This is a genomic window from Streptomyces sp. NPDC048650 (assembly GCF_043199095.1).
Lineage (GTDB): Bacteria > Actinomycetota > Actinomycetes > Streptomycetales > Streptomycetaceae > Streptomyces.
Genome location: NZ_JBICVM010000018.1, coordinates 100,777 through 126,037, shown reverse-complemented (window position 1 = coordinate 126,037; position 25,261 = coordinate 100,777). Strand labels below are relative to the sequence as shown.

General features: G+C 72.3%; 21 protein-coding genes. 11 read left to right on the top strand and 10 right to left on the bottom strand.

Annotated elements, in window-relative coordinates; translation table 11 throughout:
• Positions 1-51 precede the first annotated feature (51 nt).
• The 7 genes from ACGFML_RS34045 to ACGFML_RS34015 all read left to right on the top strand — a co-directional run bounded on the left by ACGFML_RS34045 (position 52) and on the right by ACGFML_RS34015 (position 7,763).
• Positions 52-2,808 carry a DNA translocase FtsK gene (locus ACGFML_RS34045; RefSeq protein WP_393549519.1) on the top strand — a complete coding sequence of 919 codons (2,757 nt, stop codon included), beginning with the start codon at positions 52-54 and terminating at the stop codon, positions 2,806-2,808.
• A gap of 223 nt (positions 2,809-3,031) precedes the next feature.
• Entirely contained in the window at positions 3,032-3,844 is an 813-nt protein-coding gene (locus ACGFML_RS34040) for a helix-turn-helix domain-containing protein (RefSeq protein ID WP_393549518.1), read from the top strand.
• Positions 3,845-3,946: 102 nt separating this feature from the next.
• A complete protein-coding gene (rimO, locus tag ACGFML_RS34035; protein WP_393549517.1) occupies positions 3,947-5,431 on the top strand; it encodes a 30S ribosomal protein S12 methylthiotransferase RimO in 1,485 nt (494 codons plus the stop codon).
• A complete protein-coding gene (gene pgsA, locus ACGFML_RS34030) occupies positions 5,428-6,069 on the top strand; it encodes a CDP-diacylglycerol--glycerol-3-phosphate 3-phosphatidyltransferase (RefSeq protein ID WP_393549516.1) in 642 nt (213 codons plus the stop codon). Before rimO ends, pgsA begins: the two co-directional genes overlap by 4 nt.
• Positions 6,066-6,602 carry a CinA family protein gene (locus ACGFML_RS34025; protein WP_393549515.1) on the top strand — a complete coding sequence of 179 codons (537 nt, stop codon included), beginning with the start codon at positions 6,066-6,068 and terminating at the stop codon, positions 6,600-6,602. Before pgsA ends, ACGFML_RS34025 begins: the two co-directional genes overlap by 4 nt.
• A 94-nt stretch (positions 6,603-6,696) precedes the next feature.
• Positions 6,697-7,080 carry a helix-turn-helix domain-containing protein gene (locus tag ACGFML_RS34020; protein WP_393549514.1) on the top strand — a complete coding sequence of 128 codons (384 nt, stop codon included), beginning with the start codon at positions 6,697-6,699 and terminating at the stop codon, positions 7,078-7,080.
• A gap of 212 nt (positions 7,081-7,292) precedes the next feature.
• Positions 7,293-7,763, top strand: coding sequence for a Dps family protein (locus tag ACGFML_RS34015; RefSeq protein WP_393549513.1), 471 nt, complete (start codon positions 7,293-7,295; stop codon positions 7,761-7,763).
• Between the two features lie 468 nt (positions 7,764-8,231).
• Here the strand turns inward: ACGFML_RS34015 and ACGFML_RS34010 are convergent, their stop codons facing one another.
• The 4 genes from ACGFML_RS34010 to ACGFML_RS33995 form a co-directional block, all read right to left on the bottom strand.
• The gene (locus ACGFML_RS34010) at positions 8,232-9,008 is read right to left on the bottom strand and encodes an SDR family NAD(P)-dependent oxidoreductase (protein ID WP_393549512.1); all 777 of its coding nucleotides are present in this window, start codon (positions 9,006-9,008) and stop codon (positions 8,232-8,234) included.
• A gap of 32 nt (positions 9,009-9,040) precedes the next feature.
• The gene (locus ACGFML_RS34005) at positions 9,041-9,871 is read right to left on the bottom strand and encodes an Fpg/Nei family DNA glycosylase (protein WP_393549511.1); all 831 of its coding nucleotides are present in this window, start codon (positions 9,869-9,871) and stop codon (positions 9,041-9,043) included.
• Between the two features lie 111 nt (positions 9,872-9,982).
• Positions 9,983-14,749, bottom strand: coding sequence for a DEAD/DEAH box helicase (locus ACGFML_RS34000; RefSeq protein ID WP_393549510.1), 4,767 nt, complete (start codon positions 14,747-14,749; stop codon positions 9,983-9,985).
• A gap of 135 nt (positions 14,750-14,884) precedes the next feature.
• A complete protein-coding gene (locus ACGFML_RS33995) occupies positions 14,885-15,808 on the bottom strand; it encodes a hypothetical protein (protein WP_393549509.1) in 924 nt (307 codons plus the stop codon).
• Positions 15,809-15,887: 79 nt separating this feature from the next.
• On the opposite strand from ACGFML_RS33995, the gene ACGFML_RS33990 reads away from it, so the two are divergent.
• The 4 genes from ACGFML_RS33990 (at position 15,888) to recX (ending at position 19,423) form a co-directional block, all read left to right on the top strand.
• Positions 15,888-16,082, top strand: coding sequence for a DUF3046 domain-containing protein (locus ACGFML_RS33990; RefSeq protein WP_393549508.1), 195 nt, complete (start codon positions 15,888-15,890; stop codon positions 16,080-16,082).
• Positions 16,083-16,170: 88 nt separating this feature from the next.
• Positions 16,171-17,427, top strand: a complete 1,257-nt coding sequence (locus ACGFML_RS33985) for an AI-2E family transporter (protein ID WP_393549507.1) — start codon at positions 16,171-16,173, stop codon at positions 17,425-17,427.
• A 211-nt stretch (positions 17,428-17,638) separates the two neighbouring features.
• A complete protein-coding gene (gene recA, locus ACGFML_RS33980) occupies positions 17,639-18,763 on the top strand; it encodes a recombinase RecA (RefSeq protein ID WP_393549506.1) in 1,125 nt (374 codons plus the stop codon).
• 6 nt (positions 18,764-18,769) lie between these two features.
• A complete protein-coding gene (recX, locus tag ACGFML_RS33975) occupies positions 18,770-19,423 on the top strand; it encodes a recombination regulator RecX (RefSeq protein WP_393549505.1) in 654 nt (217 codons plus the stop codon).
• A gap of 37 nt (positions 19,424-19,460) precedes the next feature.
• Here recX and ACGFML_RS33970 read toward each other — a convergent pair whose 3' ends face one another.
• The 6 genes from ACGFML_RS33970 to ACGFML_RS33945 form a co-directional block, all read right to left on the bottom strand.
• The gene (locus tag ACGFML_RS33970) at positions 19,461-19,838 is read right to left on the bottom strand and encodes a rhodanese-like domain-containing protein (protein WP_393549504.1); all 378 of its coding nucleotides are present in this window, start codon (positions 19,836-19,838) and stop codon (positions 19,461-19,463) included.
• On the bottom strand, positions 19,835-20,389 hold the full coding sequence (locus ACGFML_RS33965; protein WP_393549503.1) for a cysteine dioxygenase: 555 nt from the start codon (positions 20,387-20,389) through the stop codon (positions 19,835-19,837). The genes ACGFML_RS33970 and ACGFML_RS33965 overlap by 4 nt, the downstream gene beginning before the upstream one ends.
• Before the next feature lie 157 nt (positions 20,390-20,546).
• Positions 20,547-22,352, bottom strand: a complete 1,806-nt coding sequence (locus ACGFML_RS33960; RefSeq protein WP_393549502.1) for an FAD-dependent monooxygenase — start codon at positions 22,350-22,352, stop codon at positions 20,547-20,549.
• Positions 22,353-22,544: 192 nt separating this feature from the next.
• Positions 22,545-23,486 (bottom strand): amino acid ABC transporter permease, encoded by a 942-nt coding sequence (locus ACGFML_RS33955; protein ID WP_393549501.1) that lies wholly within the window; start codon positions 23,484-23,486, stop codon positions 22,545-22,547.
• 73 nt (positions 23,487-23,559) lie between these two features.
• Positions 23,560-24,207, bottom strand: coding sequence for an amino acid ABC transporter permease (locus ACGFML_RS33950; protein WP_393549500.1), 648 nt, complete (start codon positions 24,205-24,207; stop codon positions 23,560-23,562).
• A 136-nt stretch (positions 24,208-24,343) separates the two neighbouring features.
• A complete protein-coding gene (locus tag ACGFML_RS33945) occupies positions 24,344-25,255 on the bottom strand; it encodes a glutamate ABC transporter substrate-binding protein (RefSeq protein WP_393549499.1) in 912 nt (303 codons plus the stop codon).
• Positions 25,256-25,261: the final 6 nt, after the last annotated feature.

Genomic DNA, 25,261 nt, shown 5'->3' with positions numbered 1-25,261 from the left:
GAAGCGGCGTGCGCTCGTGACACGCCTGCCGACGCCTGTAATCTCGTCGGCATGGCCTCACGTACGTCCGGCAAGGGAACCCAGAGCAAGGCGGGACCCTCCAAGCAGCGTGCCGGACAGTCCGGGGGCGCTGCCAGGAAGACCGCCGCGAAGAAGGCGCCTGTCAGGAAACCACCGGTGAAGAAGACCGCGGCCGCGAAGAAGGCCCCGGTCAGGAAAGTGGCCGCCAAGAAGGCGCCGCCGCAGCCGGCTCCGTCGCCGACCGGCAGCGTCTACCGCTTGGTGCGCGCCTGCTGGCTCGGGGCCGCCCACGGCATCGGCGCGGTGTTCCGCGGCTTCGGGCAGGGCGCGAAGAATCTCGACCCGGCGCACCGCAAGGACGGCCTGGCGCTGCTGCTGCTCGGTCTGGCGCTGGTGATCGCCGCCGGCACCTGGTCCAACCTCAGCGGCCCGGTCGGCGACCTCGTCGAGCTGTTGATCACCGGCGCCTTCGGTCGGCTCGACCTGGTGGTGCCGATACTGCTCGGCGTGATCGCCGTACGGCTGATGCGGCACCCCGAGCAGCCCGAGGCCAACGGCCGGATCGTCATCGGGCTGTCCGCGCTGGTGGTCGGGGTCCTCGGGCAGGTCGCGATGGCCTGCGGCTCGCCGGGACGCGGTGACGGGCTCGCCGCGATACAGGACGGCGGCGGGTATGTCGGCTGGGTGGCGTCCAAGCCGCTGATCTTCACCGTCGGGCAGACCCTGGCGGTGGCGCTTCTGGTGCTGCTGACCGTCTTCGGGCTGCTGGTGGTGACCGCGACGCCGGTCAACGCCATTCCGCAGCGGCTGCGCGCGGTGGGCATCAAATTGGGGGTGCTCTCGCCCGCCGAGCCCGCCGCGGAGTTCGACGACGCGGCCCGGTACGGAGAGGAGTGGCGCGACCAGCCGCTCCGCTCGGCCCGCCGGGACGCCGCCGGCGAGGATCCGGACGCGTACGACGACGAGTCACCCGCCTCGCGCCGGCGCCCGCGCCGCGGCTCCGCGCAGTCCGGCACCGACCGGCCGATGGACGCGGTGGACGTCGCCGCCGCGGCCGCCGCCGCGCTGGACGGAGCGGTGCTGCACGGCGTGCAGCCCTCCCCGCTCGTCGCCGGACTCAGCAACGGCATCTCCGGGGAGCGCCAGGACCACAAGGACGGCACGGCCGACAGCGGCGCGGTGCCGCCGGCCCGGGAGGCGGAGCGGGCCGCCGCGGCCGGGCCGGGGCGGGCCGTCCCGGACTTCACCAAGGCCGCTCCGGAGCCGTCCGGCGGCCTGCCGGCGCGCGCCGAGCAGCTCCAGCTCTCCGGCGACATCACCTACTCCCTGCCGTCCCTCGACCTGCTCGCGCGTGGCGGCCCCGGCAAGACCCGCAGTGCCGCGAACGACGCCATAGTGGCCTCGCTGAGCAACGTCTTCCAGGAGTTCAAGGTCGACGCGGCGGTCACCGGCTTCACCCGCGGTCCGACGGTCACCCGCTACGAGGTCGAGCTGGGTCCGGCCGTCAAGGTCGAGAAGATCACCGCGCTGGCCAAGAACATCGCCTACGCCGTGGCCAGCCCCGACGTGCGCATCATCAGCCCGATCCCGGGCAAGTCCGCGGTCGGCATCGAGATCCCCAACACCGACCGCGAGATGGTCAACCTCGGCGACGTCCTGCGGCTGGCGGATGCCGCGGGCGACGAGCACCCGATGTTGGTGGCGCTCGGCAAGGACGTCGAGGGCGGCTACGTCATGGCCAACATGACCAAGATGCCGCACGTCCTGGTGGCCGGTGCCACCGGCTCCGGCAAGTCCTCCTGCATCAACTGTCTGATCACCTCGGTCATGCTGCGGGCCACCCCCGAGGACGTGCGGATGGTGCTCGTCGACCCCAAGCGCGTCGAGCTGACCGCGTACGAGGGCATTCCGCACCTGATCACGCCCATCATCACCAACCCCAAGCGGGCCGCCGAGGCACTGCAGTGGGTGGTGCGCGAGATGGACCTGCGCTACGACGATCTCGCGGCGTACGGTTTCCGGCACATCGACGACTTCAACGAAGCGGTGCGCGAGGGCAAGGTCAGCTCGCCCGAGGGCAGCGAGCGGGAGCTGGCGCCGTACCCGTATCTGCTGGTCATCGTCGACGAGCTGGCGGACCTGATGATGGTGGCGCCGCGCGACGTGGAGGACTCCATCGTCCGCATCACCCAGCTGGCCCGCGCGGCCGGGATCCATCTGGTGCTGGCCACCCAGCGCCCGTCCGTCGATGTGGTGACCGGACTGATCAAGGCCAACGTGCCCTCCCGGCTCGCCTTCGCCACCTCCTCGCTCGCCGACAGCCGGGTCATCCTCGACCAGCCGGGTGCCGAGAAGCTGATCGGCAAGGGCGACGGGCTGTTCCTGCCGATGGGAGCGAACAAGCCGGTCCGCATGCAGGGTGCCTTCGTCACCGAGTCCGAGGTCGCGGCCGTTGTCAAGCACTGCAAGGACCAGATGGCGCCGGTCTTCCGCGACGACGTCACCGTCGGCACGGCCAAGAAGAAGGAGATCGACGAGGACATCGGCGACGATCTCGACCTGCTGTGCCAGGCCGCGGAGCTGGTGGTGTCCACCCAGTTCGGGTCGACGTCGATGCTCCAGCGCAAGCTGCGGGTGGGGTTCGCCAAGGCCGGACGGCTGATGGATCTGATGGAATCGCGCAACATCGTCGGGCCCAGCGAGGGTTCCAAGGCACGAGATGTCATGGTGAAGCCGGATGAATTGGACGGAGTGCTCTCGGTCATCCGGGGGGAAGCTACCGAGTAGCACACCCATCCGGGTCACTCGTCCGTGAGAGAAAGCAACCGTTTCTCCTGCTGATACGTCAAGTTGAGGGAGGTGCGGGAATGACGATCATCCTCGCGCCCGGCGGTATCGCCCGCGGGCGTTCCGATGGCGTACAAACTGCCCTCTCCCGCTTGCCCGACCCTTTCGCTCCACCCCTAGACTGAACCTCCAGCAGGTGGCTACACGCTCGAAAGGCGCCCCCGTGTCCATCGGCAACTCCCCCGAAGACGACCGGCCTTCCGTCGGTCGAGCCCTCCAGCAGGCCCGTATCGAGGCAGGACTGACCGTGGAAGCGGTCAGTGCGACCACACGGGTGCGCATCCCCATCATGCAGGCGATCGAAGAGGACGATTTCTCGCGCTGTGGCGGCGACGTCTATGCGCGGGGACACATCCGGGCGTTCGCCCGTGCCGTGGCCCTCGACCCCGGCCCTCTGATCTCCCAGTTCGACGCCGAGCACGGCGGGCGTCCCGAGCCGACCGTCCCCACCCCGCTCTTCGAGGCCGAACGGATCCGCCCCGAGCCGCGCCGCCCCAACTGGACCGCGGCGATGGTCGCGGCGATCGTGGCCGTCGTCGGGTTCGTCGGGTTCACCCTGTTCAGCGGTGGCGGCAACGGCGGCGACGAGCCGATCTCGGCCGGTGGGACGGCCAACGCCGAGAAGAAGCCGGCGCCCGCACCGAACACCACCCGTCCGACGGCCAAGCCCACCGTCCCCGCCCCGTCCGACAGCGCCATCGCCGGACTCCCCAAGGACAAGGTCACGATCAAGGTGACCGCCCGCGACGCGCAGAGCTGGGTGTCGGCCAAGGACGCCAGCGGCAAGCTCCTCCAGGACGGCCTGCTCAAGAAGGGGCAGTCCAAGACGTTCACCGACAAGAAGCGGATCGACCTGGTCCTCGGCAACGCCGGCGCCGTACAGCTGTACGTCAATGGCAAGGAGGTCAAGCGGGTCGGTGCGAAGGGTTCCGTGGAGCGGCTGAGCTACACACCGGGCGACCCCCAGGCGGGCTGAGCGCGGCCGGAAGCCGCGTTCGACCCCTGGTCGGGGCGCCCGGGGCCGGTGCCGCAGACCTGCGCGACATGGCTGTCGGCGGGACGAAGTAGGCTGAGCCCCATGCCCGAACGCCGTACCGTCGCCCTTGTCACTCTTGGCTGCGCCCGTAACGAGGTGGACTCGGAGGAGCTCGCAGGCCGCTTGGCAGCGGACGGCTGGGAGCTCGTCGAGGAAGCCGCCGAAGCCGATGTGGCCGTCGTCAACACCTGCGGATTCGTCGAGGCCGCGAAGAAGGATTCCGTCGACGCCCTGCTGGAAGCCAACGATCTCAAGGATCAGGGCAGGACCCAGGCCGTCGTGGCCGTCGGCTGCATGGCCGAGCGCTACGGCAAGGAGCTCGCCGAGGCGCTGCCCGAGGCCGACGGCGTGCTCGGCTTCGACGACTACAGCGACATCTCCGACCGCCTCCAGACCATCCTGAGCGGCGGCATCCACGCCGCGCACACCCCGCGCGACCGCCGCAAGCTCCTGCCGATCAGTCCGACCGAGCGCCAGGGGGCGGGCGAGGTCGCGCTGCCCGGCCACGCGCAGGACACCCCGCCGGAGGACCTTCCGGAAGGCGTCGCGCCCGCCTCCGGGCCGCGTGCGCCGCTGCGTCGCAGACTCGGCAGCAGCCCGGTGGCCTCGGTGAAGCTGGCCTCCGGCTGCGACCGTCGCTGCTCGTTCTGCGCGATTCCGTCCTTCCGCGGCTCGTTCATCTCCCGCCGGCCCTCCGACGTGCTGGGGGAGACCCGCTGGCTGGCCGAGCAGGGCGTCAAGGAGATCATGCTGGTCTCCGAGAACAACACCTCCTACGGCAAGGACCTCGGCGACATCCGGCTGCTGGAGACACTGCTGCCGGAGCTCGCGGCGGTCGACGGCATCGAGCGGATCCGGGTCAGTTATCTGCAGCCCGCCGAGATGCGCCCGGGGCTGATCGACGTACTGACCGGCACCGACAAGGTGGCGCCGTACTTCGACCTGTCGTTCCAGCACTCCGCGCCGGGGGTGCTGCGCGCCATGCGCCGGTTCGGTGACACCGACCGGTTCCTCGGCCTGCTGGAGCAGATCCGGGCGAAGGCGCCGCAGGCCGGTGCCCGCTCCAACTTCATCGTCGGGTTCCCGGGCGAGACCGAGAGCGATCTGGCCGAGCTGGAGCGCTTCATCACCGAGGCGCGCCTGGATGCGGTCGGCGTCTTCGGCTACTCCGACGAGGACGGCACGGAAGCGGCCTCGTACGAGGACAAGGTCGACCCCGAGGTGGTCGCCGAGCGGCTCACGCGGGTTTCCCGGCTGGCCGAGGAGCTGACCTCGCAGCGTGCCGAGGAGCGGATCGGCGAGACGCTGCGGGTGCTGGTGGACCGGATCGACGAGGAGGACGGCGTCGTCGGGCGGGCCGCGCACCAGGCGCCGGAGACCGACGGCGTCACGATCCTCTCGAACGGCCGGAACCTCGCCCCTGGTCGTATGGTCGAAGCAAAGGTCGTTGCGAGCGAGGGCGTCGATCTCGTGGCCGAGGTGCTGTCGGTTGACGGCACCGCGTGTACCGAGGAGGCGGGCAGATGAGCGGAGTCCCGGCTTCCGCCGCCGGCGGGCCGCGCACCGCGCCGGCCGTCCGGCAGGCCGGGCTGTGGAACATCGCCAATGTCCTGACGATGCTGCGGCTGCTGCTGGTCCCGGCCTTCGTGCTGCTGCTGATGCACGACGGCGGGGGCGACCCGATCTGGCGCGCGTTCGCCTGGGCGGCCTTCGCCGTCGCCATGATCACCGACATCTTCGACGGGCATCTGGCGCGCACGTACAACCTGGTCACCGACTTCGGCAAGATCGCCGACCCGATCGCGGACAAGGCGATCATGGGCGCGGCGCTGATCTGTCTGTCGGTCCTGGGGGATCTGCCGTGGTGGGTGACCGGCCTGATCCTCTTCCGGGAGCTGGGCATCACGCTGATGCGGTTCTGGGTGATCAAGCACGGTGTGATTCCGGCCAGCCGCGGCGGCAAGATCAAGACACTTGCGCAGGGCACCGCGGTCGGGATGTACGTCCTGGTGCTGACCGGGCCGCTGGCCACGTTCCGCTGGTGGGTGATGGCGGTGGCCGTCGTGCTGACGGTCGCCACCGGACTCGACTACGTCCGTCAGGCGGTCGTCATGCGCCGTGCCGGGCTGGCCCGGGAGCGCGCCGAGCGGGAAGCGGCGCGGTGACCGGGCCGGGTTCTGCGGCGGCCGGGGCGCTCGATGCGCTCGTCGGGCGCGGGCAGAGCCTGGCGGTGGCCGAGTCGCTGACCGGCGGCCTGGTGGCGGGTGCGCTGACGGCCGTACCGGGCGCCTCGCGGGTGGTACGGGGCTCGGTGACGGCGTACGCGACCGACCTCAAGCGGCAGGTGCTGGGCGTGGACGGCGCACTGCTGGCCGCGCGCGGGGCCGTCGACGGCGAGGTCGCGCGGCAGATGGCGCGCGGCGTACGGCGCTTCCTCGGTGCCGACTGGGGCATCGCGACCACCGGCGTGGCCGGGCCCGAGCCGCAGGACGGGCAGCCCGTGGGGACGGTCTTCGTGGCGGTCGAGGGGCCGGGCGGTGCCGGAGCGGTGCGTCGGCTGGCGCTGGAGGGGGATCGTGACCGGATCCGCAAGGACACTGTTCATGCCGTGCTCGCACTGTTGTTGAGCGAACTGACAGAAAATGCGCGGGCACAGGATAGGGAACAACACGGGGGGAATGGATGTTTGCAGCCCTGAGTGAACACGAACTCGTGCCCGGCACGGCCAGGGTCCGAGGCGGTACGGTGGGGCGAGAAGGATCCGGATCCGAGGTCCGAGGAGGGAGCCAGCGATGATTCTGCTTCGTCGCCTGCTGGGTGACGTGCTGCGCCGACAGCGTCAGCGCCAGGGCCGAACCCTGCGCGAGGTCTCTTCCTCCGCCCGGGTGTCTCTCGGCTATTTGTCCGAGGTGGAGCGGGGGCAGAAGGAGGCGTCCTCCGAACTGCTCTCGGCGATCTGTGACGCGCTGGACGTGCGCATGTCAGAGCTCATGCGGGAGGTCAGCGACGAGCTGGCACTCGCCGAGCTGGCAGCGTCCGCGGCCGCGAGCGACCCGGTGCCGACGCCGGTGCGGCCGAAGCTCAATTCGGTGTCCGTCACATCCCTGGCCGGTGTGCCGGAGGACCGCGTGACGATCAAGTCCCCGGCCGACGTCGTGGATGTCGTCGCGGCCTGACACCCCCGTTCGTACGTACGCAGAGCCCCGGTCGGCAGTAGTCGACCGGGGCTCTGTGCTGCCCGCACGGGCGCGCGGCGGGTCCCCGGCCGGCCCCCTTGGCCTGCCCCAAGACGCCCGATTGTTTATACGATGGGTGAAACAGTAAAAAGGGGTAAATCTACCCAGGTGCATCTATTCAGTGCCGAAGATTCGCACGAAGGAGTAGCTCGATGTCTGTGGTCAAGAGTCCGTTGTCCGACGGCGACCGCGCCATCGTCGGGAATGCCTTGCAAGGTGCCCTCGTCGACCTGGTGGATCTCTCTCTGGTCTCCAAGCAGGTGCACTGGAACGTCGTGGGCCCGCGCTTCCGCTCCGTGCACCTTCAGCTCGACGAGGTCGTGGACACCGCACGCGCGCATGCCGACACCGTGGCCGAGCGTGCGTCGGCGATCGGGGTGGCGCCGGACGGGCGGGCCGTGACGGTCGCCAAGACCAGCGGTATCGACGAGGTGCCGGAGAGCTGGATCAAGGACGGCGAGGTGGTGCAGACCCTGGTGACGGCCCTCGCGGCGGTCATCGAGCGGATGCGGGAGCGGATCATCGACACCGCGGAGCCCGATCCGGTCAGCCAGGACATCCTCATCGGCCTGACCGCCGATCTGGAGAAGCATCACTGGATGTTCCAGGCGGAGTCCCAGTGACGTGGCCGACGTCCTGACGGTGGCTTCCGTCGGCCGGTCGCGCGGTCCGCTGCGGGGTGGCCCGGGTGGGCACGGGCGCGACACAGCCCGTCGCGCCCCGCGTGCGCCCCGGTGCGCTCTGCCGTCCGGCCGCGGCCCCGTCTAGCGTCGGCGCAGGGAGGCAAGCCATGGCACGGCATGACGTGACGGCCTGCGGGTCGGCGGTGCGGCCCGCGGGCCGGCGCCCGGCCGGCCGGCGCCCGTGGGCCGTGCCCGGCCGCTCGATAGCCGGGGCCCTCATCGGGGCCTTGTGGTGGTGCGCCGCGCTCCGGCTGACGCTGTGGCCGCAGGCGGCAGGGGTGGTCGAGGGGGCGGTGGTGATGGGGGGCTGGGGGCTCAGCCTGCTGCCGGTGCACTGTGTGCCCTGGGTGGGCCGGGGGAAGGGCGCGAACGGGCGTGGGATATCGCTGAGGGGGAGCCGGGAAGCGCTCACCAGGGCATGGCGACGCCGCCGTTCGGGCGGACGATCTGGCCGGTGGTGAAGGACGAGGCGTCCGAGGCCAGGTGGACCACGGCATGTGCGACGTCCTCGGGCTCGCCCACCCGTCCCAGTGGAGACAGTCGGATCATCGGCCGCTCGGCCTGCTGCTGCGCCTCGGTGTCGTGGCGGTCGGTCATCGCGGTCCGGATCCAGCCCGGGGCTACGGCGTTGACGCGAATGCCGTACCGGCCGACCTCGCTCGCCAGCGTCCGGGTGAGTTGGACGACGGCGGCCTTGGCCGCGCCGTAGCAGAGCAGGCCCGGTGCGCCGGTGTCGATGGCGCCGGAGGCCATGGTCACGATGCTGCCCCGGGTGCCGGTGGCGATCATGGCGCGAGCCGCTTCCTGGCAGCCGTACAGCACCCCCTTGAAATTGGTGTTCCACACCCGGTCCAGGTCCGCGTCGGAGGTCTCCAGGACGGGCGAGGAGTGCATGATGCCGGCGATGTTGGCCAGCACATCGAGGTGGCCGGTGGCACGGCGGGCCGCTTCGACGACGGCAGCGACCTGGTCGCGCCGGGTGACGTCGAGGCGGTGCGGGTGTGCGTCGCCCCCCGAAGCGGCGATGGCCGCGGCGGTCTCCTCGGCCCCTCGGTCGTCGAGGTCCGCGCAGTGGACGGTGGCGCCGGCCTCGGCGAGGAGGGCGGCGGTGGCGCGCCCGATTCCACTCGCCGCGCCGGTGACGATCGCGGTCCGGCCGCTGAGGTCGTACGCCGTGAGGAGCATGGGGCGAGGGTAGTGAGAAATCTGACGATGCGTCAATTGGTAGGTGCGGGCGGCCTTCCGGGACCGGCCGGCCGCTCTGGAGCCGGCTGGCAGACCGGGCACCAGTACGTGACGCGCTCCTCCGCCGCGGTGCCCTGGTCGGCGCTGCGGACGGGGGTGCCGCAGCGAGCGCAGGGCCGCCCGGCGCGGCCGTAGACCCACAGCCGGCGGTCGGGGCGGGCGCTGGCGGTGGTGGCGCGGGCCGGGCGGTGCTTGTTGGCTTCGAGGAGCTTCCTGGCGAGCGCCGGCGCGCGCTCCGGGCCGGGCAGCGCCCCGACGGGGAGCCAGGGGGAGGCGCGCAGCAGGAAGCACAGCTCGCACTTGTAGACATTGCCGATACCGGCCAGGTTCCGCTGGTCCAGCAGGGCCTCGCCCAGGGGCCGCCCGGGGTCGGCGAGCAGCCGGCGCAGGGCCTCGGCGGGGTCCCAGCCGGGGCCGAGCAGGTCGGGGCCGAGATGGCCGACGACGCGGGACTCGTCCGCCGTGCGCACCAGCTCGAGGACGGGGAGGCGGTAGCCGACGGCGGTGTGCCCGGCGGTGCCCAGAATCGCCCGGATCTGGTGCGCGGGGCCGCCGCGCCAGCGCTCGGCCGGGGCGTAGATCTTCCACGCCCCGTCCATCCGCAGATGGGAGTGCAGGGTCAGACCGCCCTCGATACGGGTGAGGAGATGCTTGCCGCGGGGGACCACCTCCAGCACCGTGCGGCCGGTCAGATCCACCGTCGCGAGCTGCGGAACGCGCAGATCGCAGCGGGTCAGCGGGCTGCCGGCCAGCGCTTGGTGGAGACGCCGGGCCAACCGCCAGATGGTGTCGCCTTCGGGCATGGGCCCATCATGCCGGGGGCGGCGGCGCAGCGGGCCCACGGAGCCTGCCCGCCGCGGCCGGGGGCGGCGAACGCGCTGGGGCCGGCGCGGCCGGACGGCTCCGCGGACGTGTCACACCCGGAGCCGGAACCCGCGCGGCGTCGGGTGGAAGCCCGCCGCTTCCAGGACGGGTGCGAAGGGGGAGGTGAGGGCCCCGGCGCCGTTGATGCGCTCGGTGGTGATGGTGCCCACGGCGCCGGCGCGGGCGGCCTCGCACAGCGCCGTCACGGCGGGCTGGACGCGGGCGTCGTCGCCGGGGGCGGCCGGCTGCTGGTCGCGCGGCCAGACCAGGAGGGTCTTGCCGCCCCGCTCCATGTAGAGCGCCAGTTCGCCGTCGACGAGGACGACCAGGGAGCCCGCCTTGCGGCCCGGCTTGTGGGTCGATCCCTCGGGCGGGTCCGGCCAGGGCAGTGCGGCGCCATAGGCGTTGGCCGGGTCGGCGGCGGCCAGCACGACGGTGCGCTGCGGGCCGCCGCTCCGCGAGGTCGCCGGGCCGCCCTCGGGCAGGGCGGCGTCGACCGTGCGCTCTCGCCGGGTGTTGACCGCGCGCAGCCGGTCGACCGCGCCGTCCATCGCGAACTGGGCCGCGCCGAGCCCCTCGACGACATAGCCGCGGCGGGCCTGGCCGGATTCCTCGAAGGCCGCCAGCACCCGATACGCGGCGGAGAAACCGCCTTCGACGCCCTCGGCGGCGACCGCACCCCGGGTGACGATCCCGTGGCGGTCCAGGAGCGTACGGGCCAGGGCGTGGGCGCGGTGGGTGGCGTCCGGCTCCGGGGCGGGGACGAGGGACCAGCGGCCGCCGACTGTCGGGGGGCCGCTGCGCGAGGCGGTGGGGCGGCCCGTACGCCCGGCGGCGGCGGAGCCGTACCTGCCACGGGGGACCGACCGCCGGGCTCGGTGGGCGGTGGCACCGGCGGTCCGGCCGGAGCCCAAAAGGGCGCGCAGCGGGGCGAGGGTGTCGTTGGTGAGCCGCCCGGACCAGGCGAGATCCCAGACCGCGTCGGCGAGCTGGGGGTCGGTGGCCTCGGGGTGGGTGGTGGCGCGGACCTGGTCGGCGAGCTGGCGGAAGAACAGGCCGTAGCCCGGGGCGAGGGCGGCGAGGACGGATTCGTGCAGCGCGGTCGGCTCGAGCGGGAGCGGCGGCGCGAGCAGCAGCGGCGCGGTGTCGGCGAGATGCAGGGAGAGCCAGCCGTCCTTGCCCGGCAGCGCGCCGGCGCCGGCCCACAGCACCTCGCCGGTGGCGGTCAGCTCGTCCAGGAGGGCGGGGGTGTAGTCGCCGACCCTGGAGGGCAGGACCAGCTTTTCCAGGGCGGAGGCGGGCACCGGGGCGCCCTGGAGCTGCTCGACCGCGCGGACCAGGCCGTCGATGCCGCGCAGGGCGTGCGAGGAGCAGCCGCGCCGGCCGGCCGTCGGGGCCGGGGCGCTGACGTGCTGCCACTCCGGGAGGAAGGCGGCGAGGGCGGCGGGCGGCACCGGCTCCAGCTCCTCGCGCAGCGCGGCCAGGGAGCGGCGGCGCAGCCTGCGCAGCACTTGGGCGTCGCACCACTCCTGGCCGATTCCGGCGGGGTGGAACTCGCCCTGGACGACGCGGCCGGCGGCGGCCAGGCGCTGCAGGGCGCCGTCGGTGACGGCGCTGCCGAGGCCGAAGCGGGCGGCGGCCTGCTCGGAGGTGAACGGGCCGTGGGTGCGGGCGAAGCGGGAGAGCAGGTCGCCGAGCGGGTCCTTCACCGGTTCGGTGAACGATTCCGGGACGCCGACCGGCAGGGCCGTGCCCAGCGCGTCCCGCAGCCGTCCGGCGTCCTCGACGGCCGCCCAGTGGTCGGCCCCGGCGATGCGTACCGTGATGGCGCGGCGGGCGGCGACCAGCTCCCCCGCCCACGCCGGCTCCGCGCCGCGCTCGGCCAGCTCGGCGTCGGTCAGCGGCCCGAGCACGCGCAGGGCGTCGGCCAGGCCCTCGGTGTCCTTGACGCGCCGGTCCTCCGTGCGCCACTGCAGCTCGCGCTCCAGCTCGGCCAGCACCTCGGCGTCCAGCAGCTCGCGCAGCTCGGCCTGGCCCAGCAGCTCGGCCAGCAGCCGGGAATCGAGGGAGAGGGCGGCGGCGCGACGCTCGGCCAGCGGCGAGTCGCCCTCGTACAGGAACTGGGCGACATAGCCGAAGAGCAGTGAGCGGGCGAACGGCGACGGCTCGGGTGTGGTGACCTCCACCAGGCGGACCCGGCGGGCCTCGATGTCGCCCATCAGCTCCGTCAGGCCCGGTACGTCGAAGACGTCCTGGAGGCATTCGCGGACCGCCTCCAGCACGATGGGGAAGGACCCGAACTCGCTTGCCACCTGGAGGAGCTGGGCGGCGCGCTGGCGCTGCTGCCACAGCGGGGTGCGCTTGCCGGGGCTGCGCCGGGGCAGCAGCAGGGCGCGGGCGGCGCACTCGCGGAACCGTGCGGCGAAGAGGGCGGAGCCGCCGACCTGGTCGGTGACGAGCTGGTCGACGTCGCCGTGGTCGAAGACGACGTCGGAGGCCCCCACCGGCGACTGCTCCGGGTCCCACTCCGCGCCCCGGGCGGCCGGGTCGGCGGACGGCTCGAAGCCGTCGCCGTCGAGGAGGTCGAGTCCCATCAGGTCCGCGTCCGGCAGCCGCAGCACGATGCCGTCGTCGGCGTGCATCACCTGGGCGTCCATGCCGTAGCGCTCGGCGAGGCGGGCCCCCAGGGCCAGCGCCCAGGGGGCGTGGACCTGCGCGCCGAAGGGGGAGTGGACGACCACCCGCCAGTCGCCGAGCTCGTCCCGGAACCGCTCGACGACGATCGTGCGGTCGTCCGGGACATGCCCGCAGGCCTGCTTCTGCTCGGCTAGATAGCCCAGGACGTTGTCGGCCGCCCAGTCGTCGAGACCGGCGGCGGAGAGTCGGGCGCGGGCGTCCGCCGGCGCCAGCGAACCGATCTCGCGCAGAAACGCGCCGAGGGCGCGGCCGAGCTCCAGGGGGCGGCCCAGCTGGTCGCCCTTCCAGAACGGCAGCCTGCCCGGGACTCCGGGGGCGGGGGTGACCAGCACCCGGTCGCGGGTGATGTCCTCGATGCGCCAGGACGTCGTGCCGAGGGTGAAGACGTCGCCGACCCGGGACTCGTAGACCATCTCCTCGTCCAGCTCGCCCACCCGGCGCCCGCCGCCCCTGCCTGCATCGCCGCCCGCCAGGAAGACGCCGAACAGACCGCGGTCGGGGATCGTGCCGCCGGAGGTGACGGCCAGCCGCTGCGCCCCGGGGCGGCCCGTCACGGTCCGGGCGACGCGGTCCCACACGATGCGCGGCCGCAGCTCCGCGAAGGCGTCCGAGGGATAGCGGCCGGCCAGCATGTCCAGCACTCCGGTGAACGCCGACTCGGGGAGCGCGGCGAACGGCGCGGCCCGCCGGACGACGGCCAGCAGCTCCTCGACGTCCCAGGTGTCCATCGCGGTCATCGCGACGATCTGCTGCGCCAGCACGTCCAGAGGATTGCCGGGCACCCGCAGCGCCTCGATGGCGCCCGAGCGCATCCGCTCGGTGACCACCGCCGCCTGCACCAGATCGCCGCGGTACTTGGGGAAGACGATGCCCCGTGAGACCGCGCCGACCTGGTGGCCGGCCCGGCCGACCCGCTGCAGTCCGGAGGCGACCGACGGCGGCGATTCCACCTGGACGACCAGATCGACCGCGCCCATGTCGATGCCCAGCTCCAGGCTGGACGTGGCGACCACCGCCGGCAGCCGGCCCGCCTTGAGGTCCTCCTCCACCTGGGCGCGCTGCTCCTTGGAGACCGAACCGTGGTGCGCCCGGGCCAGCAGCGGCGGCGCGCCCCTGGCGGCCCCGGCCTCGGCCATCAGCTCGGCGGGGGAGTGGTGCTCGGGCAGCGGCTCGCCGGTGGTGCGCTCGTACGCGATTTCGTTCAGGCGGTTGCACAGCCGCTCCGCGAGGCGACGGGAGTTGGCGAAGACGATCGTGGAGCGGTGGGCCTGGACGAGATCGGCGATCTTCTCCTCGACCTGCGGCCAGATGGACGGCTTCTCGCCCGTCCCACCCTCCTGGACGGGGGAGCCGCCGAGGACGCCCATGTCCTCGACCGGGACGACGACCGAGAGGTCGAACCGCTTGCCCGACGGCGGCTGGACGATCTCCACCCGCCGCTGCGGCGACAGATAGCGGGCGACCTCCTCCACCGGGCGCACCGTCGCCGACAGGCCGATCCGCCGGGCCGGGCGGCCGGGCCCCCCGTCGCCGGCCCCGAGCAGTTGGTCCAGCCGCTCCAGGGAGAGCGCCAGATGCGCGCCGCGCTTCGTGCCGGCGACGGCGTGCACCTCGTCCAGGATGACCGTCTCGACGCCCGCCAGGGCCTCCCGGGCCGAGGACGTCAGCATCAGGAACAGCGACTCGGGAGTCGTGATCAGAATGTCCGGCGGGCGGTTGGCGATCGACCGGCGCTCGGCGGGCGGGGTGTCGCCGGAGCGGATGCCCACCGTGATGTCCGGCTCCGGCAGCCCGAGCCGGACCGACTCCTGGCGGATGCCCGTCAGCGGGCTGCGCAGATTGCGCTCGACATCGACGGCGAGGGCCTTGAGCGGGGAGACGTACAGCACCCGGCAGCGCTTCTTCGGCTCGGCGGGCGGGGGTGCGCTCGCCAGCGCGTCCAGTGAGGCCAGGAACGCGGCGAGGGTCTTTCCCGATCCCGTCGGCGCCACCACCAGCACGTCCGAGCCCGCGCCGATCGCCTGCCAGGCCCCCTCCTGCGCGGCGGTGGGCGCGCTGAAGGCGCCGCTGAACCAGCCGCGGGTGGCGGGAGAGAACGAGTCGAGCGCTGACTTGGCCATGTCCTCCATCGTGCACCGCACCACTGACAACGCCGCCGCGCGGCGACCCACGCCGCCCGGTCATGCCGCCCGGCCCCGTCGCCCGCCCATGGTCCGGGCACGCGGTCCGCGGCCGCCGGTGCGTGGCGCCCCGGTTCAGCCGACGGGACGTCCGTACGCCCGCAGGGTCAGCAGGGCCTCCAGCGTCACCATCGGGCGGCACTCCAGGGACGTCCCCGGTGCCCAGGTTCGCCAGTTGACCGGCCAGCCGCCGTCCTCCTCCTGGAGCGACGCGAGGTGGTCCAGGGCCCGGTCCAGCTCCGCGTCGCCGAACCACTGGCGGGCCAGCGAGTCGGGCGACGGGGCGAAGTCGTAGGCCAGGTGGTGCTCCCCGGGCGCGTACCCCGGCGCCACCGGGACATCCGCCGCCCGCTCCGGGTCCAGCAGCACCAGCCCCCGGTCCCGTACGAGCTTGCCCAGCCGCTGCGCCGCCGCGGCTGCCCGAGGGCGGTCCGGGGCGCCGTCCAGGAAGGCCACCGCCGCCTCGACCTCGTAGGGATGGGTCTCCTCCAGGGACTCCACCGCCGCCCAGCAGTAGTCCGTGGCCCGGAACAGCCAGGCGTGCCACACCTCGTTGCGGTGCAGCACGCCCACCACCGGGCCGGTGGACAGCAGGGCGCTGGGCGGATCGTCGACCACCGGGATCCACGGAGCCGCCGGGTAACCGCGCAGCGACGGGTGCAGCGCGGGCAGCGCGCCCTGCGGCGTCGAGATCCGCGTCAGATAGCGGCAGACCCGCTCCACCTGGCGGCCGTCGCAGCGCCCGATGCGGTGCAGGACCTTCAGGGCGTGCGCGACGTGCAGCGGCTGGCTGACCGGACCCCGCAGATCGGGCTCCAGCGCGTGCCCGTAGCCGTCGTCGTCGTTGCGGTACGCGGCGAGCGCGGTCTGCACCGGGTCCGCCCCGCCGCCGAGGAAGTGGTACTCGAAGAGCCGCTGCTCCAGCACCCGGGCGGTCAGCCAGATGAAGCGCTCGGCGCGTGCCAGAGGGGTGGCTGGTGAGCTCACGTTTTCGGCCATGGCAAAGACCGTAGGGCCGAAACCCCCCGGGGACACCGGCTCGTGCCCTGCTGCCCTCCCAGGGCGGGATACTGAGGGCATGCGGTTGACGGTCTTCTGGCAGCGGATGGCGGATCACTTCGGTGCGGCGTACGCCGACTCCTTCGCGCGCGATCATGTGATGTCCGGCCTCGGCGGCCGGACCGTCCACGAGGCGCTCGCCGCGGGCTGGAGTGCCAAAGAGGTGTGGCGGGTGGTCTGCGCGACGATGGAGGTCCCCTACGACCGGCAGTGAGCCGCGGGCCGCCCCGGGCGGCCCGCCGCCGGCCGGCGCGTTCCGGGGGAGGGCGAGGGGTGTCGGCGCGGTACGCGACACTGGCACGGTGTCCGCGACAGATGAGATCACCAGCAACGACGTCCCGCGCCCCGATGACGGGCGCGACGCACGCATGCCGCGCTGGCTGCCGCGCGCCATGGTGCTCGCGCTCGCCCTGGTGGCCTGCTTCCAGCTCGCCACCTGGGGGTTCCACCAGCTGATCACGCTGCTGCTGAACATTCTGATCGCGTTCTTCCTGGCGCTGGCCGTGGAGCCGGCCGTCGACTGGATGGCGGCCCGCGGCATGCGGCGCGGGGCGGCCACCGGAGCGGTCTTCCTCGGCATCCTCGTGGCCGCGGCCGGCTTCTTCGCCCTTCTCGGCTCCATGCTCGCCGGCCAGATCGCCAAGATGGTGGAGGAGTTCCCGCAGTATCTGGACTCCGTCATCAGCTGGTCGAACGGCACCTTCCACACGCATCTCTCGCGGGTCGAGGTGCAGAACAACCTGCTGCGGTCCGACTGGCTGCAGAAGTACGTCCAGGACAGTGCGAACAACGTCCTCGCCGTCTCCGCCACGGTGCTGGGCAGCCTGTTCAACCTCCTGTCGGTGGCGCTGTTCTCCTTCTACTTCGCCGCCGACGGCCCTCGGCTGCGGCGTGCGCTGTGCTCCGTCCTGCCGCCGCGACGCCAGACGGAGGTGCTGCGGGCCTGGGAGATCGCGGTCGCCAAGACCGGCGGCTATCTCTACTCCCGCGGGTTGATGGCGCTCATCTCCGGTGGCGCGCACTACGTCCTGCTGGAGATCCTCGGTGTGCCGTACGCCCCGGCGCTGGGCATGTGGGTCGGCCTGGTCTCCCAGTTCATCCCGACCATCGGCACGTATCTGGCGGGGGCGCTGCCCATCCTGATCGCGTTCACGGTCGACCCCTGGTACGCGGTGTGGGTGTTCGGCTTCGTGGTGATCTACCAGCAGTTCGAGAACTACCTGATCCAGCCCCGGATCACCGCCAGGACCGTGGACATCCATCCGGCCGTCGCGTTCGGCTCGGTCGTCGCGGGCACGGCCCTGATGGGCGCGGTGGGCGCACTGATCGCGATCCCGGCGACGGCGACACTGCAGGCGTTCCTGGGCGCCTACGTCAAGCGCTACGAGGTCACCGACGATCCCCGCGTCCACGGCAGGACCCGCCGGATGCGCGGCACCAGGGCACTGGCCCGGATACGGCGCACGCTGCACCAGGAACAGCCGTCGGCCCCGTTGGAGGACCGCAGGACGGATGCGGATGCCGCTGCGGATGCGGGCGCGGGGGACGGTGCGGGCTGAGCCGTAGCGGCCCGGCCCCGGCGTGCCGCGGCGGAGGCGGCACGCTTGACACTAAAATCGAACATCCATTCTTATGGAGGTCCCGGCCTGTATCCGAGCGACTTTCGGCAGAGTTATCCACAGGTCGGAGCCGGGTCCGGGCGCATTGTCAGTGGCAGGCGTTAGCGTCATGGACGTGAAGCGATCGACTCAAGCAAATCGGGTGGAACCCATGGCAGGCACTGACCGCGAGAAGGCGCTGGACGCCGCGCTCGCACAGATTGAACGGCAATTCGGCAAGGGCGCCGTGATGCGCATGGGGGAGCGGCCGAACGAACCCATCGAGGTCATCCCCACCGGGTCGACCGCGCTCGACGTCGCGCTCGGCGTCGGCGGCATCCCGCGCGGCCGGGTCGTCGAGGTCTACGGCCCGGAGTCCTCCGGTAAGACGACCCTGACCCTGCACGCCGTCGCGAACGCCCAGAAGGCCGGCGGCGCCGTCGCGTTCATCGACGCCGAGCACGCGCTCGACCCCGAGTACGCCAAGAAGCTCGGCGTGGACACGGACGCGCTGATCCTGTCCCAGCCGGACAACGGCGAGCAGGCCCTGGAGATCGTGGACATGCTGGTCCGCTCCGGCGCGCTCGACCTCATCGTGATCGACTCCGTCGCCGCCCTGGTGCCGCGGGCCGAGATCGAGGGCGAGATGGGCGACTCCCACGTCGGCCTCCAGGCCCGGCTGATGAGCCAGGCGCTGCGCAAGATCACCAGCGCGCTCAACCAGTCCAAGACCACCGCGATCTTCATCAACCAGCTCCGCGAGAAGATCGGCGTGATGTTCGGCTCGCCGGAGACCACGACCGGTGGCCGCGCGCTCAAGTTCTACGCCTCGGTCCGGCTGGACATCCGCCGTATCGAGACCCTGAAGGACGGCACCGACGCGGTCGGCAACCGCACCCGCGTCAAGGTCGTCAAGAACAAGGTCTCGCCCCCCTTCAAGCAGGCCGAGTTCGACATCCTCTACGGCCAGGGCATCAGCCGTGAGGGCGGCCTGATCGACATGGGTGTGGAGCACGGCTTCATCCGCAAGTCCGGCGCCTGGTACACCTACGAGGGCGACCAGCTCGGGCAGGGCAAGGAGAACGCCCGTAACTTCCTCAAGGACAACCCGGACCTCGCCAACGAGGTCGAGAGGAAGATCAAGGAGAAGCTCGGCATCGGCGTGAAGCCGCAGGAGCCGGTGGCGGAGCCGGGTACGGACGCCGTCCCGGGCGCGGCGGCCGACGCAGCGGTTCCGGCCCCGGCAACCGCGGCGAAGAGTGCCAAGGGCTCCAAGGCCGCCGCGGCCAAGAGCTGACCCGCCATGACACGGCGAACGGAATGGCCGGGCAGCGAGGCGGAAACGACCAGCGCTGCGGGCGACGCCGAGACCCGTCACGGTGGTACGGGCCGCAGGGGCCGTAAGGACAGCGGTGGTTCCGCCTCGTCGAGGGCCGGGACGGAACCACCGCGTACACCCGAGGAGCAGGCACGGGCGATCTGCCTGCGCCTGCTCACCGGCAGCCCGCGTACCCGCAAACAGCTCGGGGACGCCCTTCACCAGCGGGGCATCCCCGACGAGGCCGCGGAAGAGGTGCTGTCCCGCTTCGAGGACGTCGGCCTGATCGACGACGCCGCCTTCGCCGATGCCTGGGTGGATTCCCGCCACCACGGCCGCGGCCTGGCACGCCGCGCCCTCGCCCGCGAGCTGCGCACCAAGGGGGTGGACTCCGCCGTGATCGATGCGGCCGTCGGCCGTCTCGACTCCGAGCAGGAAGAGTCCACCGCCCGGGAGCTCGTCGACCGCAAGCTCCGGGCGACCAGGGGGCTGGACCGCGACAAACGCCTGCGCCGCCTGGCCGGTGTGCTGGCCCGTAAGGGCTATCCGGAAGGCCTCGCCCTGCGGGTGGTCCGCCGGGCGCTGGAGGAGGAGGGCGAGGACCCGGAGCTCCTGGAGCAGCATCTGCCGGACGTCTGAGGCGCGTCGGCCCGGAGCCTGCTCCCGGCCGGGGGACTCACTCCCGGACCGGCAGCCCCGCCGCGCGCCAGGCCTGGAAGCCGCCGGTCAGGTCCGTCGCCCGGCGCAGTCCCAACCGGCCCAGGGAGACCGCCGCCAGGCTGGAGGCGTACCCCTCGTTGCAGATCACCACGACCTGAAGATCATGGTGGGTTGCCTCCGGGGCACGGTGCTCGCCGGTCGGATCGAGCCGCCATTCCAGCTCGTTGCGCTCCACGATCAGTGCGCCGGGGATCGTGCCGTCGCGTTCCCGCAGCGCCGCATAGCGAATGTCCACCAGCAGACCGCCGGCCTCCTGGATCGCGGCAGCCTCCAGTGGCGCCACCCGCCGCAGCTCGCCGCGGGCCCGCGCGAGCAGATCGTCGACGGCGCTCACTGCCACTCCTGAGGGCGCTCGACCTCTTCGAGACGCAGCAGCGGACCGGTGCGGCTGTAGCGCCGCATCAGGGGGAGTGGCGGGTAGTAGGCGTGCACCGAGACCGCGTGGATGTCCGTGGACAGGTTCAGCACCTGATGGACATGGTGCGGGCCGAACGCCCGGCCGCGGCCGGCGCCGAGTCGGCGCTCGCGGTCCACCCCGTCGGCGAGTTCCAGGGTTTTCCAGCCCTCGGTGGGCAGTTGGGCGGTGAGCGACTGTTCCGTCAGCTCGCCCGTGGCCGCCGCGAAGGCGCCGCGTGAGCCGCCGTGGTCGTGCCAGCCGGTGCCGGTACCGGGCGGCCAGCCGATCAGCCAGGCCTCGCTGCCGCCCGGCCCGTCCAGCCGGATCCAGGTGCGGCCCTCCGGGTCGAGGGGAAGTGCGGCGACCAGTGTGGTGTCCGCGGCGGTGCGGCGGACGAAGTCGAGGAGTTCCGAGGCGCTCGGGCCGCGGTCGGGGTCCGCCTCGTCGCCGCTGGTGTGCGGGCGCACGGGGGTACGTACATCGGGCACGGGAACCGTCCTGAGTGATCGCGAAGAGGCGCGCGGCCGCTCAAGGAGAGCGCGGGGCCGCGCGGGAAGGAAGGCGGATCAAACGGACGGACGACACCTGCAGCTCGCATAGCGGACCAGGTCCAGATGGACCCTCCGCCAGAATCGCGAGCCGTGATCAGTCATCCTCGGAGTGAAGCACGGGCGCTCCCGCAGGGTCAACCGCCGCACCGTCCCCCTTCTCCTCGGCCTCGCCCGTGGGCCCGTCCTCTCCCTTGTCCCGGTCCGTGCCCGTGTCCTCGCCCGCCGCCGCCCCGGGGGCGGCCTCCCGCCGTCCCGGCGCGCCGCCGCCCCGTACCGCGTCCGCGCACGCGCGCAGCTCGGCCGGGCGGACGCCGGACAGCGCCGTCACGAGATGTCCGTCGGGCCGTACGACCAGGACGCTGTGTGCGGCGGCGCCCGGGTAGGACTCGGTGACCAGGATCTCGGCCTCCATCGGCAGTGCCTCGACGGCGCCGGCCAGCTGCGGCATCAGGCCCGCCGACTGCCAGTGCCGCCGGTCCCAGACACCGGTGCCGGGCGCCACCAGCACCACCAGGAGCCCCCGCCCCAGACGGTCCCGCAGCCGTACCACCGAGCCGTCGCCCGCGGTCACCGGCACGTCGCAGACCGGCGACCCGGGGCGGGTGCCGACGGTGCTGCCGCCCGCCTGCCCGGCGTCCGGGGCGAGCGGGGACCGCGGGTAGGCGGGCGGCGCACCCAGCGGGCCGCGGCCCAGATGGCCGTCCGTGAGCAGCGCGCTCTGGCCGCGCGCCGCACCCGGCAGCACGGTCCGCCAGCGCACCGCGCCGCCGTCCCGCAACAGCGGCAGCGCCTGGTCCGCCGCGCGCAGCCGGGCCGCGACCGCGCCCCGGCGCTCGGCCTGATAGCTGTCCAGCAGCGTCTCGGAGGCGCCTTGGTGCCAGGCCAGGCCCAGCTTCCAGGCCAGGTTCTCGGCGTCCCGCAGCCCCTCGTCCAGGCCCTGGGTGCCGAGCGCGCCCAGCAGATGCGCGGCGTCCCCGGCGAGGAACGCGCGGTCCTGCCGCCAGGTCCGGGCGAGCCGGTGGTGGACGGTGTGCACTCCGGTGTCGAGGAGCTCGTACGGCGGGACCTCCCGGGCGGGGCCGCGCCCGCGCGCGGGGCGGCCGCCCTCCTCCTCCGGCTCCGCGGCCCAGCCCGCCAGGGAGTCGCGGATGCGGGCCACCAGTGCTTCCGGGGTGACCAGTTCGCGGCCCGGTGGCAGCAGCCAGTCCAGCCGCCAGACGCCGTCCGGCAGTGGCCGGGCGGACACCTCGCCGACGGGGCCGCCGCCGGGCCGGGCCGGCCAGCGGTGCAGGAGCGCCTCGCCGGGCCAGGGCAGCTCGGTGCGGAGCGCGGCGACGGCATGCCGTTCGACGGCCGTCCGGCCCGGGAAGCGGATGCCCAGCAGCTTGCGGACGGTCGAACGCGGTCCGTCGCAGCCGACCAGGTAACTCCCCCGCCACCACGTGCCGTTGGGGCCGCGGGTGTGCGCGCTGACGCCGCCCGCGTCCTGCTCCAGCTCGGTCAGCCGGCTGCCGGTGACGAGCTGGGCGAGCTCCTCCCGGGCGAGGGCGGCGCGCAGCGCACGGGTCAGGGAGTGCTGGGGGAGATGCACCGGGGAGGTCAGCGCGGACGACGCCTCGTCCGGGACGCGGGGGGCGAACGCGATCCGCTCCTGGAGCCGGCGGCGGCGTACGGTGCGCCAGGCCGTCCAGCGGGTGCCCGCGCTGTCGAGGGTGTCGGTGCAGCCGAGGCGGCCGACGAAGGCCGCGGTGTCCTGACGGAGGACGGCCGTGCGGGCCGGGCGGGAGTCGTCCTGGCCGGTGGTCTCGTCCAGAACGACGGACGGTACGCCGCCGCGGGCGAGCGAGAGGGCGAGGCAGAGGCCGACCGGGCCGGCCCCGACGACGATCACCGGGTCCACGGCGTGGCTCCCGGGGCCTCGCGGTGCTGACGGTACGTAGGAGAACTGGTGGTCGGAGCCCGGTGCGTGATCACACAGCGTATGCAACCCACTGCGACGGCCCGCGTCAAGTGACGGAGGCGGCGGCTTGCGCGCCGCCGCCTCCGTCCTCTGCACAGACCGCCTGTCGAGGCGTCAGATCCCGTCCGGCCGTCAGTTCGTCGAGTCGGCCGAGCCGTCGGCGGTCATGCCGACGCCCACCGCCGCCGTCACCGCGGCCGCGGTACCCACGTCACCGACCTCGACGATCCCGATGCCGGTCCTGGCCCGCCGGCCGCGCCGCTCGATCCAGGTGGCGAGCGCGGTCAGCGCCAGGCACATCGCGACATAGATCGTGCCGGTGACGATGATGACCGGAACATAGACGGCGTCGCCGTTCACGATGATGTTGCCGGCCATCAGGCGGGCGGAGTAGAGGAGTTCCTCGAAGGTGATGATGTAGCCGAGCGAGGTGTCCTTGAGGGTCACCACCAGCTGGCTGATGATCGTCGGCAACATCGCCCGGACGGCCTGCGGCATCAGCACCGTCACCATCACCTGCGTCTTGCGCAGCCCCAGCGCGTAGGCGGCCTCCCGCTGGCCCTTCGGTACGGAGTTGATGCCGGCCCGCAGCACCTCGGCCTGCACCGAACCGTTGTAGAGCGTCAGGCCGATGACCAGCGCCCAGAACTGCGGCTGGTGCCCGGTGAGGCCGAGCGCGTCACGGTTGGTCAGCAGCAGCACCCAGACCACGTAGATCGTGATCAACAGCGGCACGGCGCGGAACAGCTCGATGTACCCGGTCGCCAGCCAGCGGACCGGCTTGTGGTCCGACAGCCGCGCCACCGCCAGCAGCACGCCCAGCAGCAGCGAGAGCACCGCCGCCACCGCGAACACCCCGAGGGTGGTGAGGATGCCGTCGCGGATGCTGGTGCGCACACCGGCGTTGTTGAAGATGTTCCACTTCTCGGGCTCCAGCTCGCCCGTCTGGAACAGCCGCAGTACGACGTATCCCACCACGGCCAGCACCGCGAGCGAGCCGACGACGGTGTAGATGCGGTTGCGTGCCTTCGCCTTCGGTCCTGGTACGTCGTAGAGAACGCTGGCGCCGCTCATGCCCTTACCTCGCTTCGTTCCGCCCCGCCCGCGCGCGGCACCCTCGTGATGCTGTTCCGCCGGCCGTGCCCGTTCATCGGACGACCCCCATCCGGCGCTCCAGCAGACGGAAGCAACCGCTGATGGAGAAGGTGACGATCAGGTAGGCGAGGGCGACCCACAGGAAGATCAGGGCGATCGCGTACCCCTTGTCGCTGAGCAGCTTCGCGACGCCGAACATCTCGGTGACGCTGAACGCGCCCGCGATCGCGGAGTTCTTCGTCAGCGCGATGAAGATGCTGCTCAGCGGCTGCAGCACGGTGCGCGTGGCCTGGGGAAGAACGATCAGGCGCAGGGTCTGGACGAACGACATCCCCAGGCTGCGTGCCGCCTCCGCCTGGCCGATGGGCACGGTCGAGATACCGGAGCGCACGGCCTCGCACACGAACGACGAGGTGTAGCAGCCGAGTGCGAGGGTGGCCAGGGCGAACGGGCTGGCACCGTGGAAGAGGATCTCCGGCACGACGAAGGTCGCCACCAGGAAGAGCAGCGTCAGCGGGGTGTTGCGCAGGAGCGTGACCCAGGCCGTCCCGAACGCGCGCAGCGGTGGGATCGGGGAGACCCGGAAGCCGGCTATGAGAATGCCGAGCACCAGGGCGATCACCGCGCTGGCGGCGGTGATCACCAGGGTTCCGAGAAACCCGTCACGGAACTCGGGCAGGTAATCGAGGAGTACGTTCATGGGGTCTCCGCGGTAGCGGTCGGGTCGACGGCGGTCAGGGACGGGTCAGCCGCACAGCGGCCGGAAGACGACGCGCCCCGTACGCCCGCCGCGGCGGGCGTACGGGGCGGCGCAGTCGGGAAGAGCGCGCGGCGCCTCAGTAGCGGGGCAGCGGCGTCTGCGGTGCGACGTAGTCCGAGCCCGACTTGCCGAGGGTGCCGACGTAGGCCCGCTTGTAGTCGCCGTTCTTGATGTGCTTCTCGATCGCGTCGCTGATCGCGTTGCGCAGGGCCTTGTCGTTCTTGTCCATACCGACGCCGTAGGGCTCCTTGGTGAACGGCTGGTCCACCACCCTGAGCTTGTCGGGACGCTGGGCGGCGTAGCCCTTGAGGATCGCGTCGTCGGTGGTGAGCGCGTCGACCTGCTTGTCGAGCACCTTCTGCACGCAGTCCGAGTACTTGTCCAGCTCCTGGGTGTCGGCCCCGTACTTCGGCTTCTTGATCTCCTGCAGCGGGGTCGAGCCGGTGATCGAGCAGACCTTCTTGCCCTTGAGGCTGTCCGGACCCGTGATGGTCTTGTCGTCCTTGCGCACCAGAAGGTCCGCGCCGGCCGTGTAGTACGGGCCCGCGAAGCCGACCTGCTTCTTGCGCTCGTTGTTGATCGTGTACGTACCGACGAGGTAGTCGACGTCGTGGTTCGAGATCTTGGTCTCACGGACGTTGGAGTTGACCGTCTGGAAGGAGATCTGCTTCGTGGAGAAGCCCAGGTCCGCCGCGATCATCTTGGCGATCTCGATGTCGAAGCCGGAGTACTTCTTCGTCGAGGGGTCCTGGTAACCGAGGAACGGCTGGTCGGCCTTGACGCCGATGACGAGCTTCCCGCGCTTCTGCGCCGCCTTCAGCGTGGGCGAGTCGAGCTTGACGTTCTTGGCGGGCGTGTAGTCGTGGCTGTAGACCTCGCCGCCGGCCGGCTTGTCGCCCGCCGAACCCGACTCGCCGCCACATGCCGTCGCCGTAGCCGCCAGAGCGAGCACCACCACGCCGGCCGCAGCCGTCTTACGAATCCTCATCGTCAA

Bases quoted from the DNA above. Each gene is read 5' to 3' on its own strand.
- ACGFML_RS34045 (WP_393549519.1), top strand. From the start codon at position 52: ATGGCCTCACGTACGTCCGGCAAGGGAACCCAGAGCAAGGCGGGACCC.
- rimO (WP_393549517.1), top strand. From the start codon at position 3,947: ATGCCCGAACGCCGTACCGTCGCCCTTGTCACTCTTGGCTGCGCCCGT.
- pgsA (WP_393549516.1), top strand. From the start codon at position 5,428: ATGAGCGGAGTCCCGGCTTCCGCCGCCGGCGGGCCGCGCACCGCGCCG.
- ACGFML_RS34020 (WP_393549514.1), top strand. From the start codon at position 6,697: ATGATTCTGCTTCGTCGCCTGCTGGGTGACGTGCTGCGCCGACAGCGT.
- ACGFML_RS34015 (WP_393549513.1), top strand. From the start codon at position 7,293: ATGTCTGTGGTCAAGAGTCCGTTGTCCGACGGCGACCGCGCCATCGTC.
- ACGFML_RS34010 (WP_393549512.1), bottom strand. From the start codon at position 9,008: ATGCTCCTCACGGCGTACGACCTCAGCGGCCGGACCGCGATCGTCACC.
- ACGFML_RS34005 (WP_393549511.1), bottom strand. From the start codon at position 9,871: ATGCCCGAAGGCGACACCATCTGGCGGTTGGCCCGGCGTCTCCACCAA.
- ACGFML_RS34000 (WP_393549510.1), bottom strand. From the start codon at position 14,749: ATGGCCAAGTCAGCGCTCGACTCGTTCTCTCCCGCCACCCGCGGCTGG.
- ACGFML_RS33995 (WP_393549509.1), bottom strand. From the start codon at position 15,808: ATGGCCGAAAACGTGAGCTCACCAGCCACCCCTCTGGCACGCGCCGAG.
- ACGFML_RS33990 (WP_393549508.1), top strand. From the start codon at position 15,888: ATGCGGTTGACGGTCTTCTGGCAGCGGATGGCGGATCACTTCGGTGCG.
- recA (WP_393549506.1), top strand. From the start codon at position 17,639: ATGGCAGGCACTGACCGCGAGAAGGCGCTGGACGCCGCGCTCGCACAG.
- recX (WP_393549505.1), top strand. From the start codon at position 18,770: ATGACACGGCGAACGGAATGGCCGGGCAGCGAGGCGGAAACGACCAGC.
- ACGFML_RS33955 (WP_393549501.1), bottom strand. From the start codon at position 23,486: ATGAGCGGCGCCAGCGTTCTCTACGACGTACCAGGACCGAAGGCGAAG.
- ACGFML_RS33950 (WP_393549500.1), bottom strand. From the start codon at position 24,207: ATGAACGTACTCCTCGATTACCTGCCCGAGTTCCGTGACGGGTTTCTC.
- ACGFML_RS33945 (WP_393549499.1), bottom strand. From the start codon at position 25,255: ATGAGGATTCGTAAGACGGCTGCGGCCGGCGTGGTGGTGCTCGCTCTG.